The sequence below is a fragment of the Bacteroides acidifaciens genome (genome assembly GCF_903181435.1).
Classification (GTDB): Bacteria; Bacteroidota; Bacteroidia; order Bacteroidales; family Bacteroidaceae; genus Bacteroides.
Map to the genome: position 1 here is coordinate 965,653 of NZ_CAEUHO010000004.1, position 17,242 is coordinate 982,894.

The 17,242-nt window shown below is 42.1% G+C and carries 11 protein-coding genes; all 11 read left to right on the plus strand.

Annotated elements, in window-relative coordinates:
- Nucleotides 1-5: 5 nt before the first annotated feature.
- The 11 genes from CLIN57ABFB40_RS15745 to CLIN57ABFB40_RS15795 all read left to right on the plus strand — a co-directional run bounded on the left by CLIN57ABFB40_RS15745 (nt 6) and on the right by CLIN57ABFB40_RS15795 (nt 17,099).
- Entirely contained in the window at nt 6-1,646 is a 1,641-nt protein-coding gene (locus CLIN57ABFB40_RS15745) for a SusD/RagB family nutrient-binding outer membrane lipoprotein (protein ID WP_175630958.1), read from the plus strand.
- A 34-nt stretch (nt 1,647-1,680) separates the two neighbouring features.
- On the plus strand, nt 1,681-2,814 hold the full coding sequence (locus CLIN57ABFB40_RS15750) for a glycoside hydrolase family 18 (RefSeq protein WP_175630959.1): 1,134 nt from the start codon (nt 1,681-1,683) through the stop codon (nt 2,812-2,814).
- Between the two features lie 20 nt (nt 2,815-2,834).
- Nucleotides 2,835-3,977, plus strand: a complete 1,143-nt coding sequence (locus CLIN57ABFB40_RS15755; protein WP_175630960.1) for a DUF1735 and LamG domain-containing protein — start codon at nt 2,835-2,837, stop codon at nt 3,975-3,977.
- Between the two features lie 349 nt (nt 3,978-4,326).
- Nucleotides 4,327-4,869, plus strand: coding sequence for an RNA polymerase sigma-70 factor (locus tag CLIN57ABFB40_RS15760; RefSeq protein WP_175630961.1), 543 nt, complete (start codon nt 4,327-4,329; stop codon nt 4,867-4,869).
- Nucleotides 4,870-5,019: 150 nt separating this feature from the next.
- Entirely contained in the window at nt 5,020-5,991 is a 972-nt protein-coding gene (locus CLIN57ABFB40_RS15765; RefSeq protein ID WP_175630962.1) for a FecR family protein, read from the plus strand.
- A 185-nt stretch (nt 5,992-6,176) separates the two neighbouring features.
- Nucleotides 6,177-9,539, plus strand: a complete 3,363-nt coding sequence (locus CLIN57ABFB40_RS15770; RefSeq protein ID WP_175630963.1) for a SusC/RagA family TonB-linked outer membrane protein — start codon at nt 6,177-6,179, stop codon at nt 9,537-9,539.
- A gap of 12 nt (nt 9,540-9,551) precedes the next feature.
- The gene (locus tag CLIN57ABFB40_RS15775; protein WP_175630964.1) at nt 9,552-11,153 is read left to right on the plus strand and encodes a SusD/RagB family nutrient-binding outer membrane lipoprotein; all 1,602 of its coding nucleotides are present in this window, start codon (nt 9,552-9,554) and stop codon (nt 11,151-11,153) included.
- A 42-nt stretch (nt 11,154-11,195) separates the two neighbouring features.
- A complete protein-coding gene (locus CLIN57ABFB40_RS15780; protein WP_175630965.1) occupies nt 11,196-12,209 on the plus strand; it encodes a glycoside hydrolase family 18 in 1,014 nt (337 codons plus the stop codon).
- 24 nt (nt 12,210-12,233) lie between these two features.
- Nucleotides 12,234-13,229 carry a BT_3987 domain-containing protein gene (locus CLIN57ABFB40_RS15785; RefSeq protein WP_175630966.1) on the plus strand — a complete coding sequence of 332 codons (996 nt, stop codon included), beginning with the start codon at nt 12,234-12,236 and terminating at the stop codon, nt 13,227-13,229.
- Nucleotides 13,230-13,240: 11 nt separating this feature from the next.
- Nucleotides 13,241-14,455, plus strand: a complete 1,215-nt coding sequence (locus CLIN57ABFB40_RS15790) for a DUF1735 and LamG domain-containing protein (protein WP_175630967.1) — start codon at nt 13,241-13,243, stop codon at nt 14,453-14,455.
- Nucleotides 14,456-14,693: 238 nt separating this feature from the next.
- Nucleotides 14,694-17,099 (plus strand): glycoside hydrolase family 3 N-terminal domain-containing protein, encoded by a 2,406-nt coding sequence (locus CLIN57ABFB40_RS15795; RefSeq protein ID WP_175630968.1) that lies wholly within the window; start codon nt 14,694-14,696, stop codon nt 17,097-17,099.
- Nucleotides 17,100-17,242 lie beyond the last annotated feature (143 nt).

The following is a 17,242-nucleotide window of genomic DNA, read 5'->3' on the forward strand; positions in this document are numbered from 1 at the left end:
TTATTATGAGAAAAATGAATCATTTTAAACTATTAGCGGTGATGTGCGCAATGGCGCTATTTGCCTCATGCAATTTTGAAGAAATCAATACCAACCAATTTGAGATGAGCGACGGAGAAGGTGCGATGGATGGTTTTGAAGTCGGAGGGTTGATTACAGCTATGCAACGGACAGTGATTCCCGTAGGCACACAGGCTGATGATACAGATGTTATCAATGAATATCAAATAGCTTATCATCTATCTGCCGATAATTGGAGTGGATTTTTTGGCGAGAACAACAGTAACGGTTGGAACGCAGGTAGTAACAATACTACTTATTATTTGTTGGACAATTGGATAAAAGCGACCTATACACAGTCTTATACCAATGCTCTTGATCCTTGGAAGAAATTGAAAATAGCGTCCGAGAAAAATGGTACGCCCGAAGTCTTTGCTTTGGCTCAAATTCTGAAGATTTCCGCTTGGCACAAGACACTTGAAAGTTTCGGTCCGATGCCTTATTCTCATGCAGCGGACGCTACAATGAACATTCCGTTCGATTCGGAGAAAGAGGTGTATACGGCGATGTTTGAAGAATTGACCTCAGCCATTGAAGAATTAACAGAAAAGGCGGAAAATGGGGTGAATGTAATGGGTGCTTATGATGCGGTATATGCCGGAGATGCTACCAAATGGGTGAAATACGGCAATTCGCTGATGCTTCGTTTGGCTATGCGTGTCCGCTTCGCTGATGCGGAATTGGCGAAAAAGTATGCTACTCAAGCAGTAAATCATTCTATCGGCGTGATGACGGCTAAGGATGATGCGGCTCAAATGAGTCAAGGAGCAGGTATGATTTTCCGCAACAACATTGAATGGCTGGCAGGCAACTATAATGAAGCTCGTATGGGTTCTTCCATCTTTTCTTATCTGATGGGATATGAAGACCCGCGTTTGAGCGTTTATTTTTTGCCGATGGATGGTAATGCCTCTTATGGTGTTGAGGCTTTCGACGGAAAAAAATATCAAGCAGTGCCGGCAGGGCATGCCAATGCGCAGAATGATATCTACAAATCTTGCTCAAAGCCCAATATTCAAAGTGGAACTCCTACATATTGGCTGCGTGCATCGGAAGTTTATTTTTTGCGTGCGGAAGCAGCTTTAGTGTGGGAAGGTTTCGGCAGTGCGGATTCATGGTATAGACAGGGCATTGATATGTCTTTTCAGGAGAATGGTGTGACCGCTCCTGTAGACGATTATATGAATTCCAATTTGTCACCTCGGGCATATGTTTTTTCCCATTATCAGTATGGGCAAACACTTTCTGCTCCGTGTGAGACTACTGTCAAGTTTGAAGGGACAACTGAACAGAAGTTGGAAAAAATTATGATTCAGAAGTGGATTGCTTTGTTTCCTAACGGACAGGAAGCATGGACGGAATGGAGAAGAACCGGTTATCCGAAGTTGAATGTCATTAAGACTTTGAAAGGAGCAGTGCAAGGCGCAACTCTTGAGGGCGGTATTCGCCGTATGATTTATCCCACCAGTTTTTCTCAGACTAACGAGGGAAGGGCTATTTATGAAGCAGCCTTGAAGTTGTTCAATAACGGTGCAGGTGGCGAAGATAAGTCTTCTACCCGTTTGTGGTGGGATTGTAAGAGATAACCTACATGTATCATTTTTAATACAGATGAAGAATATGAAATCATTAAGAAAATTGTTATATATTATTCCATTGACAGGCATGATGGTAACTTCTTGCATGGATGTGGAGAATATTGAGATAGACCATATAGGCGGGTATGCCACAATGAACAATGCGGAGAGTGAGGCATATTATGCCAATCTGCGCGCCTATAAGGCAACTGCTTGGAATTACAATCGTCCCGTAGCTTTCGGATGGTATTCCAATTGGGCGCCTGCTGGAGCTTATCGAAGAGGATATCTTTCTGCTATGCCCGATAGTATGGATTTTGTTTCTATGTGGAGTGGCGCTCCAGGACGTTATGAAATCACTCCGGAGCAGAAAGCAGATAAAGAGTTTGTGCAAAAGGTGAAAGGAACGAAACTGTTGCAGGTAAGTCTGCTTTCTTATCTTGGTAAGGGTGCGACGCCAAATTCGGTATACCTCGAAGTGGAAAAACAAGCGGAGGAAGAAGGCTGGTCGGCGACTCAATTGGAAACGGCGAAGAAACAAGCCCGTTGGAAATATTGGGGATTTGAAGGTCAGTTTGAAAGTGAAAACCATTATGCATGTCTGGCGAAGTTTGCCAAAGCTTTGTGCGATTCTTTGTATGCAAACGAATGGGACGGTTATGATGTAGACTGGGAAATTGGCAGTGGTGTGTTTGATATGGATGGCACATTGAGTCAGAATAAGCATTTGATTCATTTGGTTAAAGAGATGAACAATTACATTGGCCCGAAAAGCGATCCGGAAGGTAAAGGACATAAAATGATCTGTATTGATGGAAATATTTATGGGCTTACCAGTGAATTGGATGAGTATGTCGATTATTGGATTATACAAAGTTATGGTAGTTCCAAGCCAAATCTTGATGGTTATGGCGTTGATCCTAAGAAAATAATCTGCACAGAGAACTTTGAAAAGTATGCCACTAATGGAGGTCAATTGCTGAAGCAGGCTGCTGCTATGCCGCGAGAAGGTTATAAAGGTGGAATAGGAGCTTATCGCTTCGATAATGATTATGACAATACGCCAAATTATAAATGGATGCGTCAGGCTATTCAAATCAATCAGCGGGTTTTCAATGAATGGAAAGCGATGCAAAACGAAGCGGAAAATAAACCGCAGGAAGAAGTGGACTTATAAAATTCTAAAACAGTAAAAAGATGATGAATAAACATATATTCTATTATTTGATGGTAGGTAGTATGGCATTATTGTTGGGCGCTTGCAACGACAGCATGAATGACCTGCTGGAGCCTAAGGTTTATTTCGAAAGCAAGGAATATAATCTCTCGGTGGAAGATGAAATGGATGTAATGACATTTGATTTGGTTTCAAGACTCTCGTCAGCAACTTCCTCTCAGGTAGACGTATCATATAGTGTAGCCGAACCAAGTGTAGTAGACGAATATAATGCAAAGTATGGTACAAATTATGAGATGCTTGATGTTTCGCAGGTAAAGCTAAGCAGTACGACATCTTCTATTTCGAGTGGAAAATTGTATGCGGATAATGTAGAAGTCGAACTTTCCGGGTTAGAAGCCTTGAAAGCCGGGAACTCATATGTTTTGCCTATACGGGTGCATTCGTCTTCGGTGTCGACTCTTTCCGGAACAAACATTGCATATTTCTTTTTCTCCAAGCCGTTGAAAATTACCAAAGCTGGTAACTTCAGTAATCACTATATTTCTGTGAAGTTCCCTGTCGGTACTTTCTTCTCGTCATTCACTTACGAAGCATTGATTAATGTGGATTATTTCCTTGATAATAATACGGTTATGGGAACCGAAGGTGTGATGATTCTCCGTATCGGTGATGCGGGAGGAGGAATTACTCCTAAAGATTATTTGGAAGTGGCCGGAAGACAGAACTACCGTGTAACGAAACCGTTGTTAACAAATCGTTGGTATCATGTAGCGTTGACTTATGATCAACCGACAGGAAAAACAGGCATTTATGTAAATGGTGAGAAATGGGCTGGTTCAGATTGGGGTATTGACGGTTTTGATCCGAATTCTGATATGGGTTTTTATATTGGTAGAATCTATGGTTTCAAATGGGGTGAACGTCCATTCCATGGTAAAATGAGTGAAGTCCGTGTTTGGAGTGTAGCCCGTACGGAAAATCAACTTAAGCAGAATATGCTGGGTGTTGACCCTGCTTCAGAAGGCTTGGCACTTTATTATAAACTAGACGGATCGGAGACTCAGGAAGGTGGAGTTATCAAAGATGCTACAGGGCGTATAAACGGTACTACAAATGGAATTACTATTAAGACGTTGGATGCTCCGATAACTATCAATTAATGGAACACACAAATTTGTGAGAGTTTTTGCTCTTTGCATTTTTGAATATGAGTGAAAGCCTGCTTACTGAAAAGATAATATTCTTTTGGTAAGCAGGTTTCTTTTATTTATGTTTGTTTTATGCAGAAGTTGCTATTTATTCTGTTTATATCTTTTCCATCTAAATGTTTTTTTCCAGTACCTCAGAAGGAAGATTAATGCTGATGTGCAAATTATAATCAGGGCATTTCTTTTCTTCTTTATAAGAAAAAGGGATTTTAGCCAAATTTAAATTTTCTCTAAAAAGTTTCCATTTTATGAGTAAAATGTATTCCTTTGCAGCGTTTAATACTTATGGATATTCTGGCGAATGGCTCAAATCAACTTCAACTCGATATATACTGCTTATTATAGGAAAGCCTTCCTATTTACCTTATCCTATGTCCATAATGATTTAGTAGCAGAAGATATTGTATCAGAAGCCATTATCCATTTATGGGAACTAAGTAAAGAACGGGAAATCCCAAATGTTGAATCGATTTTAATTACTTATATTCGCAGCAAATCACTCAATTACCTGAAACATATACAAGCACAAGAGAATGTTTTTCAAACTTTGCTTGATAAGGGACAGCGTGAATTGGAAATTCGTATATCAACATTGGAAGCCTGTGACCCGAAGGAAATATTATCAGAAGAATTACGGGCAAAAGTGCATGCATTACTAGAGAGTATGCCGGAAAAAACTCGTACTGCTTTCGTCCGCGATCGCTTAGATGGAAAATCCCATAAAGAAATAGCCGAAGAACTGGGCATTAGTGTAAAAGGAGTAGAATATCATATCAGCAGAGCAGTTAAAATACTGCGTGATAATCTAAAAGATTATGCTCCATTCCTTTTCTTTTTCATCTGAAAAAGAAGGAAAATACCTCCTTGCTTGCTATTTTTTTAAGCAATAACAAAAAAAATCACATTTCTTACTAGGGAATTTCTTTAGTGAGTGGTATTCTTAATGAAAGGGGAATAATACCTCTATTCTCATTACTCATAAATTATTTATTGTATGGATAAGGAATTATTATTGAAATATATTGCAGGCAAGGCATCCCAAAAGGAAAAGGAAGACGTTGCTACATGGATTGATGCAGATACAGCCAATCTTAAAGAATTCATTTCTCTTCGTAAGAGTTATGATGCATTCATCTGGCAAGATACAGGTGTATTCTCAAAGAAGACAAAAAAGACAATTTCATTGCATCCTGTTACACAACGAATCTTGCGGATTGCGGCAGTGTTTGTTGTAGCTTTCGGATTAAGTTATGCAATGATACAGGTTCTCCAAAAAGAGGATATAGAAATGCAGACTGTTTATGTGCCAGCCGGACAACGCACATTGGTGACACTTGCTGACGGAACTACAGTATGGGTAAATGGAAAAAGTACATTGACTTTCCCGAGCCATTTTTCTTCCCGTACACGTACTGTGGAACTTGATGGAGAAGCCTATTTTGATGTCCGGAAAAATCCGGAAAAACAGTTTATAGTTTCTACCGCTCACCAGTCTGCTATAAAAGTTCTGGGTACAAGATTCAATGTAAAGGCATACAAAGAAGCAGATGAGGTAATTACTACTTTAGTTGAAGGGAAAGTTAATTTTGAATTCAACAATGCCAGTCAACAACCTCAGTATATTGTGATGGCTCCGGGACAGAAGCTGGTCTATTATTCCCAGAATGGAAAGACGGAGCTCTATACGACTTCCGGAGAGAGAGAACTTTCATGGAAAGATGGCAAAATCATTTTCCGTCAAACGTCATTACGGGATGCACTGGATATCTTGGCAGATAGATACAATGCCGAATTTGTCATACAGGAGAATGTACCTCATGACGACTCATTCTCCGGAACATTTACCAACCGGAATCTGGAACAGGTACTTAACTTTATCAGTGCCTCTTCAAAAGTTCGTTGGCGTTATCTGAACAATAATGCAGATGCCGGTAAAGAGAAAATAAAGATAGAGATATTTATTTAGTACTAAAAGATAAAAACCTTAATTCCCCAAAACTTATTGCCATGAAAAACAAAGATCCTTAGCAACCCCAAAAAATACGGGATGATATTGGCCGTATCTTCCCGTATGAGCTTCAGTAATTGTGAACCTACTTGTTTCCCGACAAGTATAACTACCAATTTTCTAATTAAACTCGTTACAAATTTATGCAAAATTATTGTATCGTCCAATTTCTTGGAGGATTAAAGTCTCTTAGACGAACCTTAAAGGAAATATCATTGGCTATGAAATTACTATTTATACTCCTAATTTGTTCAGCCGGACTAGCGTATGCATCAGATGGATATGCGCAAAAAACTTCTATCACTTTACGGGTTAACGATTGTACTGTAGAAGAAGTGCTGCACAAGATTGAACGTGAATCTGGATTCAGCTTTTTTATAAATAGCAAGAATCTTAACCTTAATCGCCGGGTATCGGTTTCTGCTTCCGAGAAGAATATTTTTCAGGTGTTGGAACAGGTCTTTGCAGGTACAAATGTCGAATATAAAATATTGGATAATAAGATTGTACTGACGGCTAAAGAAACGAAAGTAACCCAACAAAAAACAAAACCTGTTGCAGGTACGGTAAAAGACAAGAATGGCGAACCGCTGATTGGGGTCTCTATTATGGAGAAAGGAACCACTAACGGAACAGTGACCGATCTTGACGGAAACTATACATTGACTCCACAAACTGCCAGCCCGGTATTATTATTCTCGTATGTGGGTTATCAGAAAAAGGAATTACCTGTCTCCGGTCCGGTATTGAATGTCACCTTGGAAGATGATTCGCAAGTGTTGAATGAAGTGGTGGTTACTGCTCTCGGTATCCGTAAAGAGGCGAAAGCACTGTCTTATAATGTCCAAGAAGTTTCTGCCAGTGAAATTGTCGGTGTCAAAGATGCCAATTTCGTAAATAGCTTGTCCGGTAAGATAGCAGGTGTTGTCATCAATTCCAGCTCATCTGGTATCGGTGGTGGAGCTAAGGTGGTGATGCGTGGTGCGAAATCTCTTTCCGGAAATAATAACGCCCTGTATGTAATCGATGGTATTCCGATGCCTTCGTTGGAAACAACACAACCGGACGACTTTATGACCGGTATGGGCCAATCCGGTGATGGCGCTTCCATGATTAACCCCGAAGATATTGAAACTATGTCTGTGTTGAGTGGCGCTGCCGCTTCCGCACTCTATGGTAGTGATGCCGCCAACGGTGTTATCATGATTACCACAAAGAAAGGAACGAAAGATAAGCTTCGTGTCAACTATGCCAATAATACCTCCTTCTTCAATCCGTTTGTAACTCCGGAATTTCAAAACACTTATGGTGCGACTACGGGAGAAATAAGAAGCTGGGGACAGAAATTGGGACAAGCCAGCAGTTACGATCCGTTGGACTTCTATCAGACTGGATGGAACGAAACCAACTCTTTGACCATCAGTAATGGTAATGAGAAGAACCAGATATTCCTTTCTATGGCTGCTACCAATGCGGCAGGTATTGTTCCGAACAATACGTTGGATCGCTACAACTTCACTATCCGTAATACGACTAGCATGCTCAATGATCGTCTGCGTCTCGACCTAAGCGCAAGCTATATGAATGTGCGTGAACAGAACATGGTGTCACAGGGACAGTATTTCAATCCGATTGTTCCTATCTATCTGATGTCGCCGAGCTATAGTTTGGAAATGCTTCAGCAGTTTGAAATGTACAACGAAGCCCGTAACTTCAAAACACAATACTGGCCTTGGGGTAATCAAGGTATTGCCATGCAGAACCCCTATTGGATTGTCAACCGCGACAATTTTATCAATCACAAGAACCGTTTCCTCATGAGTGGAGGTTTGAGTTTCGAAATCATGAAAGGCATTACATTAGGTGCACGTGCCAAGATGGATTATACATCGGCTCTGTACGAAAAGAAATATGCTGCATCTACCGATAATATTTTCTGCCAGAAATTTGGAGGATATTATAAAGGTGATGCATCCACTCGTCAACTTTATGGCGATGTGATGCTGAATATCGACAAATATTTCGGTGACTTCTCACTGACCGCTACACTAGGTACCAGTATTCAGGATATCAACTACCAGTATTATGATGTGGGAGGTAGCTTGAATTCTGTGGCAGACGGATTTACAATGCTCAACCTGATGCAGTCTGCCGTAAAATTCCAGCAGGATGGCTATCACGATCAGACGCAATCCATCTTCGCTACAGCACAACTGGGCTGGAAGAGCAAACTCTATTTGGACGTAACGGGGCGTGTCGACTGGTCGTCTGCTTTGGCATGGACCGATACGAAGTCAGTCGCTTATCCTTCAGTGGGTGTTTCTGCTATCTTGACGGAGTTACTACCTATCAAGAACAATGTACTTACCTTCTTGAAGGTACGCGGCTCATACAGTGAGGTGGGTAATGCTCCTACACGCTACATCGCTTATCAGACTTATCCATACGAGTCGGCTTCTCCCGTCACGACTACCACATATCCCAATACGGATATCAAACCGGAACGTACCAAAGCTTGGGAAGTCGGACTGCAGTCTCATCTTTGGAATGATAAGTTGGAACTGAACGTTTCTCTCTATAAGACGTCTACCTACAACCAGTTGTTCAATCCGTCAATTTCCGCTTCTTCCGGTTATTCTTCTATTTATATCAATGGCGGACAAGTGGATAACAAAGGTATCGAAGCAAGCCTGACATTAAACCAGCCGCTCGGACCGGTACAGTGGAACTCTACGTTTACTTATACAATCAACCGCAATAAGATTAAAAAACTGTTGAAACCGACTACTTTATCGAGTGGTGAGGTGGTCAGCCAGGATATGATGGATTTGGGTGGATTGGAAATTGTGAATTCACGTCTCTTTGAAGGTGGTTCTATTGGCGATCTGTACGTGACCGCACTTCGTACCGACTCTCATGGATATATCGACGTAGACTATGTGAACAATACAGTAGCTATAGATAACAAGGCTGGCGAACGCAATGACGGATGGATTTATGCCGGTAACTCGCAAGCCAAGTACATGATGGGATGGCGCAACTCATTCTCATGGAAGGGACTGACCTTGAGCTGTCTGATTAATGCACGTATTGGCGGTATCGTTGTTTCACAGACACAAGCGATGATGGATGCTTACGGCGTATCCACAGCTACCGCTGAAGCCCGTGACTTGGGATATGTGTTGATTGATGGTTATAAAGTACCTGCTGTGCAAAAGTATTATAGCACTGTGGGAAGCGGTGTAGGCTCGATGTATGTTTATAATGCTACGAATGTCCGTCTTGCAGAGTTATCTCTCGGTTATAATATCCCTGTTCAGAAGTGGGTTCCTTGGATACAAGGTATGAATGTATCCTTCACGGGACGTAACCTGCTTATGTTCTATTGCAAAGCTCCTTTCGACCCGGAACTGACGGCAAGTACAGGCACGCATTTCAGCGGAATGGACTACTTTATGTTGCCGAGCTTGCGCAATTTAGGTTTCTCTGTTAAACTCAATTTCTAAAGAATCGATAAGATGAAACATATATTAAAATGCATGAAAGTGTTCAATGGTGTGTTGCTTGCCGGAGGCTTGTTGTTTACCGCTTGTACCGACCATTATGAAAGTTGGAATATCAATCCGAATGAAGTGACTCCCGAGCAAATGGAACGTGATAATCTCTTGACAGGAGCCTACTTTACGCAGATGGAAAGAGGGGTGTTCGTAGTAGGTAAAGATAAGGGTGGTTTGTTTGAGGAGACCCAGATGCTGACCGGTGATATTTTTGCCAGTTATTGTGCTCCTATTAAGACATGGAACTATGCCGGAGAGCAAGACAACGATTGTTACAAACTCTATCCGCAGTGGTATAATTCTCCGTTTAGCACCGCTTACACAGAGGTGATGCAGCCATGGCGGAAAGTTGTGGACTGTACCAGTGAAACATCACCCGCACGTGCTATGGCCACTATTGTCAAGGTATTCGGTATGAGTCGTATTACGGACAAGTATGGTCCTATCCCTTATTCAAAATTTGGTACCGGTATTCAAGTGGCCTATGATAGCCAAAAAGATGTGTATTATCGTTTCTTTGAAGAATTGGACAATGCCATTGAGGTGCTCACCGATTACAACAGTCGTACTTCCGAACCTTACTTGGAAGACTATGACTATATTTATAATGGTAATGTGGGGAATTGGATTAAGTTCGCCAATTCTCTCCGCCTTCGCCTGGCAATGCGTATTTCTTATGTGGACCAGACCAAAGCTGAGACGGAAGCTAAAGCTGCAATAGACCATACTATTGGGTTGATGACTTCCGCTGGTGATAATGCAGTTCTGAAACAGTCTGTATCGTTCTCTTTCATCAATGAATGGTGGGAAGCATATGAAAGTTTCAATGATTTTCGTATGAGCGCTACTATGGATTGCTATTTGAAAGGCTTACAGGACCCACGTTTGTCCTCTTACTTCAAAGTTGCTAAGAAAGATGGCGAATATCACGGAGTCCGTAACGGACAAACCAGCCGTAGTCAGGGCACATTATCTGAAGTGGCGTCTAGCATGAACGTAGGACAGGCTACTTCTATCCTGTGGATGGATGCGGCTGAAACATATTTCCTTTTGGCTGAAGCTAAACTGCGTTTGAACCTAGGGGATAAGACTGTGAAGGAATATTACGAAGAAGGTGTGAAGACCTCTTTTTCTTCCAAAGGTGCTTCCGGTGCGGAGAATTATCTTGATAATGATGTAAATGTACCATCAACTTCATTCGTTGATCCGACAAACGGACGTAATACAGATGTGAGTCGTATGGTTTCTAATTTGACAGTGAAATGGGATGAATCGGTTTCTGATGATAAGAAACTCGAGCGCATTATGGTGCAGAAATGGATTGCCCTTTTCCCGGACGGACAGGAAGCATGGAGTGAGATGCGGCGTACCGGCTATCCCGGTATTGTGACTATCAGTACAAACGCTTCCGGTGGAGAAGTTGCCACTGGAGAACTCATCAGTCGTTTGAAGTTCCCTACAAAGGAATATTCAGACAATGGTGAGAACACACAAGCCGCTGTTTCCCTGTTGAAAGGTACGGATATTGCCGGTACACGTCTTTGGTGGGATGTAAAAAGGTAATCAGATATATAATGTAGAACAATCTAACTAAGTAATTAGAATATGAAAACAATGAAATACTTATTGGTCGTGCTAGCCACAGGCAGCCTGATGGCTGCGTGTAACACGGACATCGAATCGTTGACCATTCAGCGACCGTTGACTTACGACGACCAGTACTACCAAAACCTGCGCGATTACAAAGCAAGTGACCATGAAATAGCTTTTGGATGGTTTGCGCAGTATGGAGCTCAAAACTCAGCGGCTGTTCGATTTATGGGATTGCCCGACAGTCTCGATATTTGTTCTATGTGGGGTGGTATCCCTGCAAAGGAAAATACTGAGATATGGGAAGAAATTCGTTTTGTGCAGAAAGTGAAAGGCACCAAAATGCTCTGTGTGGCAATTACACGTATTGATGCGGAAACTGACGAACACGATTTTAAGAAGGCTTACAATGAAGCAAAGGCAATGCCAAATGGTGATGAACGAACCGCAGCGCTTAATCGTTCCTTTGAAATGTATGCTGAATATTTCCTTGACCAGGTGTTCCTGAATGACCTTGACGGCTTCGATGCCGACTATGAACCTGAAGGTGACTTTTTGAGTGGTTCAAATTTTGAACACTTCTACAAGCATATGGCTAAATATATGGGGCCGAATCCGGATATCACTAAAGAAGAACGTCTACAACTTATTGAAGAGCGTTATGGTAAAGAAATAGCTTCGCAAGAAGGCATTTGTGACAAGATGCTGAATATTGACCAGACATCTACCGGCATGGCAAGTCTTGTTCCATATAGTAATTATTGTTTCCTTCAGGCGTATGGTGGTGGAACTGGCGCTGGTGGATGGCCTGATGAAAAGGTGGTATACTGCTGCAATATGGGTGACGGTTGGCAAGGTGATATGCAGTCTATGTACAATCAGGCACGTTATAAACCTGCGAACGGTAAACGCAAAGGAGGTTTTGGAGCATTCTTTATCCACCGTGACTATAATGTGCACGAATACAATCCTGAACCTTACTATCGGTTCCGTCAATGTATCCAAATACAGAATCCGGCTATCCATTAATTAACTTTTTAATGAAAGATGACAATGAAAAATAGAAAAAATCTGTTTTATATAGGTATGTTCGCCATCTGTGTGCTCGGTTTTACTGCTTGTGGCGATGATGAGACTTACGATGTCTATGGAGATCCGTATAATAGAGTGTACATTTTGGATAATTCCAAGGAGTATAAGATAGTACAGACTCCCATCAGTACAGTCAGTAATGTCGATTTCACATGGGAGGCGAGATGTTCAAAGAAAGCGAGTGGAGACATTAGAGTAACGGTAGCGGTTGATAACTCCTTGATTGAGGCTTATAATGAAGAACATGACACCGAGTTTGAAGCTTTGCCTGTTGAAGCTGTTATGCTGGAAAATGCAGAAATGACTATTCCTGCAGGAGAAATGGTGGTGGCAGACGCTGTACATCTAAAATTGACTGATGACGCGAATGTTCTCTCTACTCTTAAGAGTGAAAAAGGATATATTGTTCCTTTGCGTATTGTTTCGGCAGAAGGTGCTAATTCGCAGTTGAGCACTAATATGCTGGCGCCTTCTTTCTTGACTATTACTGTGACCGAGGATAATATGAATCATGAAGCTACTCAATATACTGGTACTGGCACATTAGTGGCAGACCAAACAGGATGGACTGCTACCACCAATGGGACTGTTCAGTCTTGGTATGATCCGATAGAATCGATCTTTGATGGAAATGGTGAGACTTATTGTTATATTTCCAATAGTTCGGGCGACCTTTGGTTGGATGTTGACATGGGGAAACCTTATTCTTTTGATGGTATTCGGATGATGAGCTCCAGTTATTATGGTGATAGTGGTTCGTTTTCTGCCGGTATGACTGTCAGCACAAGTGATAATGGTACGGATTGGAAAGCACAAGGGGAAATTGAAAGTGATGCCGAAGATTGTGTTTTCTATGCTCCGTTGACTGCTCGATATATTCGAATAACTGTTCCGAATGCTGGTGGTTGGTATGGTGCATCTTTGGAATGTGGTGTATTTAATGTTTATGCTAAATAATAATTGAAGTTATGAAGAAATATACGCTCTTATCTTTATTTGCCTTGTTACTTTGTGTGTCAGGTTGCAAGACTGAACCTGATTACAGCGATGCTGTCTATATGACTGGCACGTTGACTTCTTCAAATGTGAAATTTCTCGTTGAGGGGCAGTCTACATTAGGCTTAACCGTAACTTCAACCGATAAGATGGACACTGATGTGAAAGTTGGTGTACAGGTGGCTCCTCAGCTACTTGAGTCTTTTAATGCCTCTACCGGTCGTAACTGCCAAATGCCTCCCGAAGGTAGTTATAGTTTTGAAGGTGGTGAAGTGGTGATTCCAGCAGGGCAAAACCAGTCTACGCAAATCAAGGTGACTGCTGATTCCGAGAAATTACAGGAGGGTGTATCCTATTGCCTTCCTGTATCTATTACTTCTGTGTCAAATAGCGATCTGAAAGTGATGGAAACTTCCCGTACCGCTTATGTTATGTTGACTAAGGTTATCAATATCAAGGCTGCTTACTTGGCACGTCGGGGATACTTTAATATTCCTTCGTTCGGTAATCAGGAGAACAGTCCGGTGAAAGCACTCGGACAGATGACATTGGAGATGAAGGTACTTCCTGTATCCTTCCCGGTTGGTCAGGAAAGGAGTGCCAGTGGGATTAGTTCATTATGTGGATGTGAAGAGAATTTCCTTTTCCGTTTTGGTGATGGTGCCGGTAATCCTGTTAATAAATTGCAGTTCGTGAAAGGGTCAATTGGTGCGGCATCGCATCCTGATAAGAAAGACCATTATGAGTCATGGGTAGAAAAGGAATTTCCTACAGGGCATTGGTTGCACTTTGCTGCCGTATATGACGGTCAGTATTTACGTCTTTATTTGGATGGTGAGCAGATTCACTTTGTGGAAACTAAGAATGGCGGAACCATTAATTTGAGCATGGCTTATGACGGTCATACATGGGAAGACACATTCTCTATTGGTCGTTCTGCAGGTAATGCACGTTTCTTTGATGGTTACATCAGTGAATGTCGTGTATGGAATGTGGCACGTACGGCTGCCCAGATTGAGGATGGCGTTTGCTATGTAGACCCCACAAGTGAAGGACTAATCGCTTATTGGCGTTTTGATGGTGAAACGCAAGATGACGGTACGGTGCTTGATATGACTGGACATGGACATAATGCTGTGCCGGGTGGTACTGTTACTTATGTCGACAATCAGAAATGTCCGTTCTAAAATAGGGTAAAATAGAGGTTGTTTTCACTCAAATAGAACCTGCTGTCAGATAAGCTTTGCCACAAGGCATTGCGGGATGATAGCAGGTTTCTTATTTGAAATGTTTTTTATAATCGAGAAATAAAGTCATTAATATAAATAACGTCAGTTCGATGTAAGTTCGCCCGCATGGCTTCCTGAAGGAGGAGAAGCGAAAAGCACAGACATCTATCGAACTGACGTTAAATAGAGGTTATTTATGCTAAATAGAATATGTGGATTACTATTGTTTTTGGGACTGTTGATGGTGGGAACCTGTGTTTCTGCACAACTGCCGATAGAATCCTATAAAAATCCCCAACTACCGGTCGAACAACGAGTGGCAGACTTACTCTCCCGCATGACCGTCGAAGAGAAAGTCGGTCAGCTTCTCTGCCCCTTAGGTTGGGAAATGTATGAGATAAAAGGAGAAACAGTCACCGTTTCCGACAGGTTCAAGCAACTGATGAAAGAACGTCATGTCGGAATGCTTTGGGCAACTTACCGTGCCGACCCGTGGACAAAGAAAACACTCGAAAATGGTCTGAATCCCGCATTGGCAGCTAAGGCTGGAAATGCCTTGCAGAAATATGTAATGGAGAATACCCGTTTGGGAATCCCCATATTTTTGGCAGAAGAAGCTCCACACGGTCATATGGCAATCGGTGCTACTGTCTTTCCGACGGGAATCGGAATGGCTGCCACTTGGTCACCTCAATTGATAAATGAAGTCGGGAACGCGATAGGAAAAGAAATACGACTTCAGGGCGGGCATATCAGCTATGGTCCCGTGCTCGACCTTACCCGTGATCCGCGTTGGTCGCGTGTAGAAGAAACGTTCGGTGAAGACCCTGTGCTGACTGGGAGGATAGGGAAAGCAATGGTTGAAGGACTGGGTGGTGGAAATCTATCCCAACCATACAGCACACTGGCTACATTGAAGCATTTTCTGGCCTATGGAATCTCGGAGAGCGGACAGAACGGAAATCCCTCTTTTGTAGGGATACGTGAGTTGCACGAGAACTTTCTTCCCCCTTTCCGACAGGCAATTGATGCCGGAGCCTTGTCTGTCATGACTTCCTATAATTCGATGGATGGTATTCCTTGTACTGCCAATCACAGCTTGTTGACCGTGCTTTTAAAGAATGACTGGAAATTTAAGGGATTTGTAGTTTCGGACTTGTATAGTATTGAAGGTATTCATCAGAGCCATTTTGTTGCATCAACCATAGAGGAAGCTGCCATCATGGCTTTATCAGCCGGAGTAGATGTAGACTTGGGAGGTGATGCATATATGAATATAATGAACGCTGTAAACACCGGTCGTATCAGTAATGCAGTGCTTGACGCATCTGTCGCCCGTGTACTCCGGTTAAAGTTTGAGATGGGATTATTTGAGAATCCTTATGTCGTCCCTGAAAAAGCGAAGAAAGAAGTGCGTAATGATGCGCATATTGCTTTGGCACGTAAGGTAGCGCAAGCCTCAATCACTCTGTTGAAAAACGATTGTTCACTGCTTCCGTTAAATAAGAATATTTCCAAGGTAGCATTAATAGGGCCTAATGCTGACAATTGTTACAATATGTTGGGAGACTATACCGCTCCTCAGGAAGAGAAGAATGTTAAGACCGTATTGGATGGAATCAGGAATAAGTTGTCTCGATTTCAGGTAGAATATGCGAAGGGCTGTTCCATACGTGATACTTTGGCTTCTGATATTGAACAGGCTATTGCTGTCGCTCAGCGCTCCGAAGTCATTATTGCCGTAGTCGGTGGTTCCAGTGCCCGTGATTTCAAAACCAGTTATAAGGAGACGGGTGCGGCAATTACCGATGAGAAAGTAGTCAGTGATATGGAATGTGGTGAAGGATTTGACCGTGCAACGCTTTCTTTGTTGGGGAGACAGCAAGAATTGCTCAAAGCATTGAAAGCTACGGGGAAACCGTTGGTTGTTGTATATATTGAAGGACGCCCTTTAGATAAAACTTGGGCTTCTGAAAATGCAGATGCATTGTTGACTGCTTACTATCCGGGACAAGAAGGTGGAAATGCCATAGCTGATGTCCTGTTCGGAGATTATAATCCGGCAGGAAGATTACCGCTGACAGTTCCCCGTTCGGTAGGGCAGATTCCCATTTATTACAACAAGAAAGCACCGCAGAACCACGATTATGTAGAACTGTCCGCTTCCCCGCTTTATCCTTTCGGATATGGTCTGAGTTATACAACTTTTGAATACTCGGATTTGTGTGTATCGGCCATATCCCCTCATTCTTTTGAAGTTTCATTCAAAGTCAAGAATACCGGGAAATATGATGGCGAAGAAGTATCCCAGCTTTATTTGAGAGATGAATACGCTTCGGTAGTGCAGCCGCTGAAACAGTTGAAACACTTCGAACGCTTTTATTTAAAGTGTGGAGAGGTTAAGGAAGTGAAGTTCGTTTTGTCTGAAAGTGATTTTATGATAATAGACCGGAATTTGAGGGAAGTAGTGGAGCCGGGTACTTTTCAGATAATGGTAGGAGCGGCTTCGAACGATATCAGATTACAGGCAAAAGTGGTGGTAGGATATAGGTATTTGGTAGAAAAGACGGTGAAGTCTTGTGGAAAACTTTTTAATAAATAGCAGCATGACGATTAATGGCACAAAAAAGGACGAGGCAAATGCCCCATCCTAAATGTTTTCACAACGGAATAATCCTTATTGTGATTTGCTTCAAATTAGTGATACAAAGATAGTGAATAATTTTTATTATAATGTTTATTTAT

What these genes read in the sequence shown, in the direction of transcription:
- CLIN57ABFB40_RS15745 (WP_175630958.1), top strand. Translation starts at nt 6, where the DNA reads ATGAGAAAAATGAATCATTTTAAACTATTAGCGGTGATGTGCGCAATG.
- CLIN57ABFB40_RS15750 (WP_175630959.1), top strand. Translation starts at nt 1,681, where the DNA reads ATGAAATCATTAAGAAAATTGTTATATATTATTCCATTGACAGGCATG.
- CLIN57ABFB40_RS15755 (WP_175630960.1), top strand. Translation starts at nt 2,835, where the DNA reads ATGATGAATAAACATATATTCTATTATTTGATGGTAGGTAGTATGGCA.
- CLIN57ABFB40_RS15760 (WP_175630961.1), top strand. Translation starts at nt 4,327, where the DNA reads ATGGCTCAAATCAACTTCAACTCGATATATACTGCTTATTATAGGAAA.
- CLIN57ABFB40_RS15765 (WP_175630962.1), top strand. Translation starts at nt 5,020, where the DNA reads ATGGATAAGGAATTATTATTGAAATATATTGCAGGCAAGGCATCCCAA.
- CLIN57ABFB40_RS15770 (WP_175630963.1), top strand. Translation starts at nt 6,177, where the DNA reads ATGCAAAATTATTGTATCGTCCAATTTCTTGGAGGATTAAAGTCTCTT.
- CLIN57ABFB40_RS15775 (WP_175630964.1), top strand. Translation starts at nt 9,552, where the DNA reads ATGAAACATATATTAAAATGCATGAAAGTGTTCAATGGTGTGTTGCTT.
- CLIN57ABFB40_RS15780 (WP_175630965.1), top strand. Translation starts at nt 11,196, where the DNA reads ATGAAAACAATGAAATACTTATTGGTCGTGCTAGCCACAGGCAGCCTG.
- CLIN57ABFB40_RS15785 (WP_175630966.1), top strand. Translation starts at nt 12,234, where the DNA reads ATGAAAAATAGAAAAAATCTGTTTTATATAGGTATGTTCGCCATCTGT.
- CLIN57ABFB40_RS15790 (WP_175630967.1), top strand. Translation starts at nt 13,241, where the DNA reads ATGAAGAAATATACGCTCTTATCTTTATTTGCCTTGTTACTTTGTGTG.
- CLIN57ABFB40_RS15795 (WP_175630968.1), top strand. Translation starts at nt 14,694, where the DNA reads ATGCTAAATAGAATATGTGGATTACTATTGTTTTTGGGACTGTTGATG.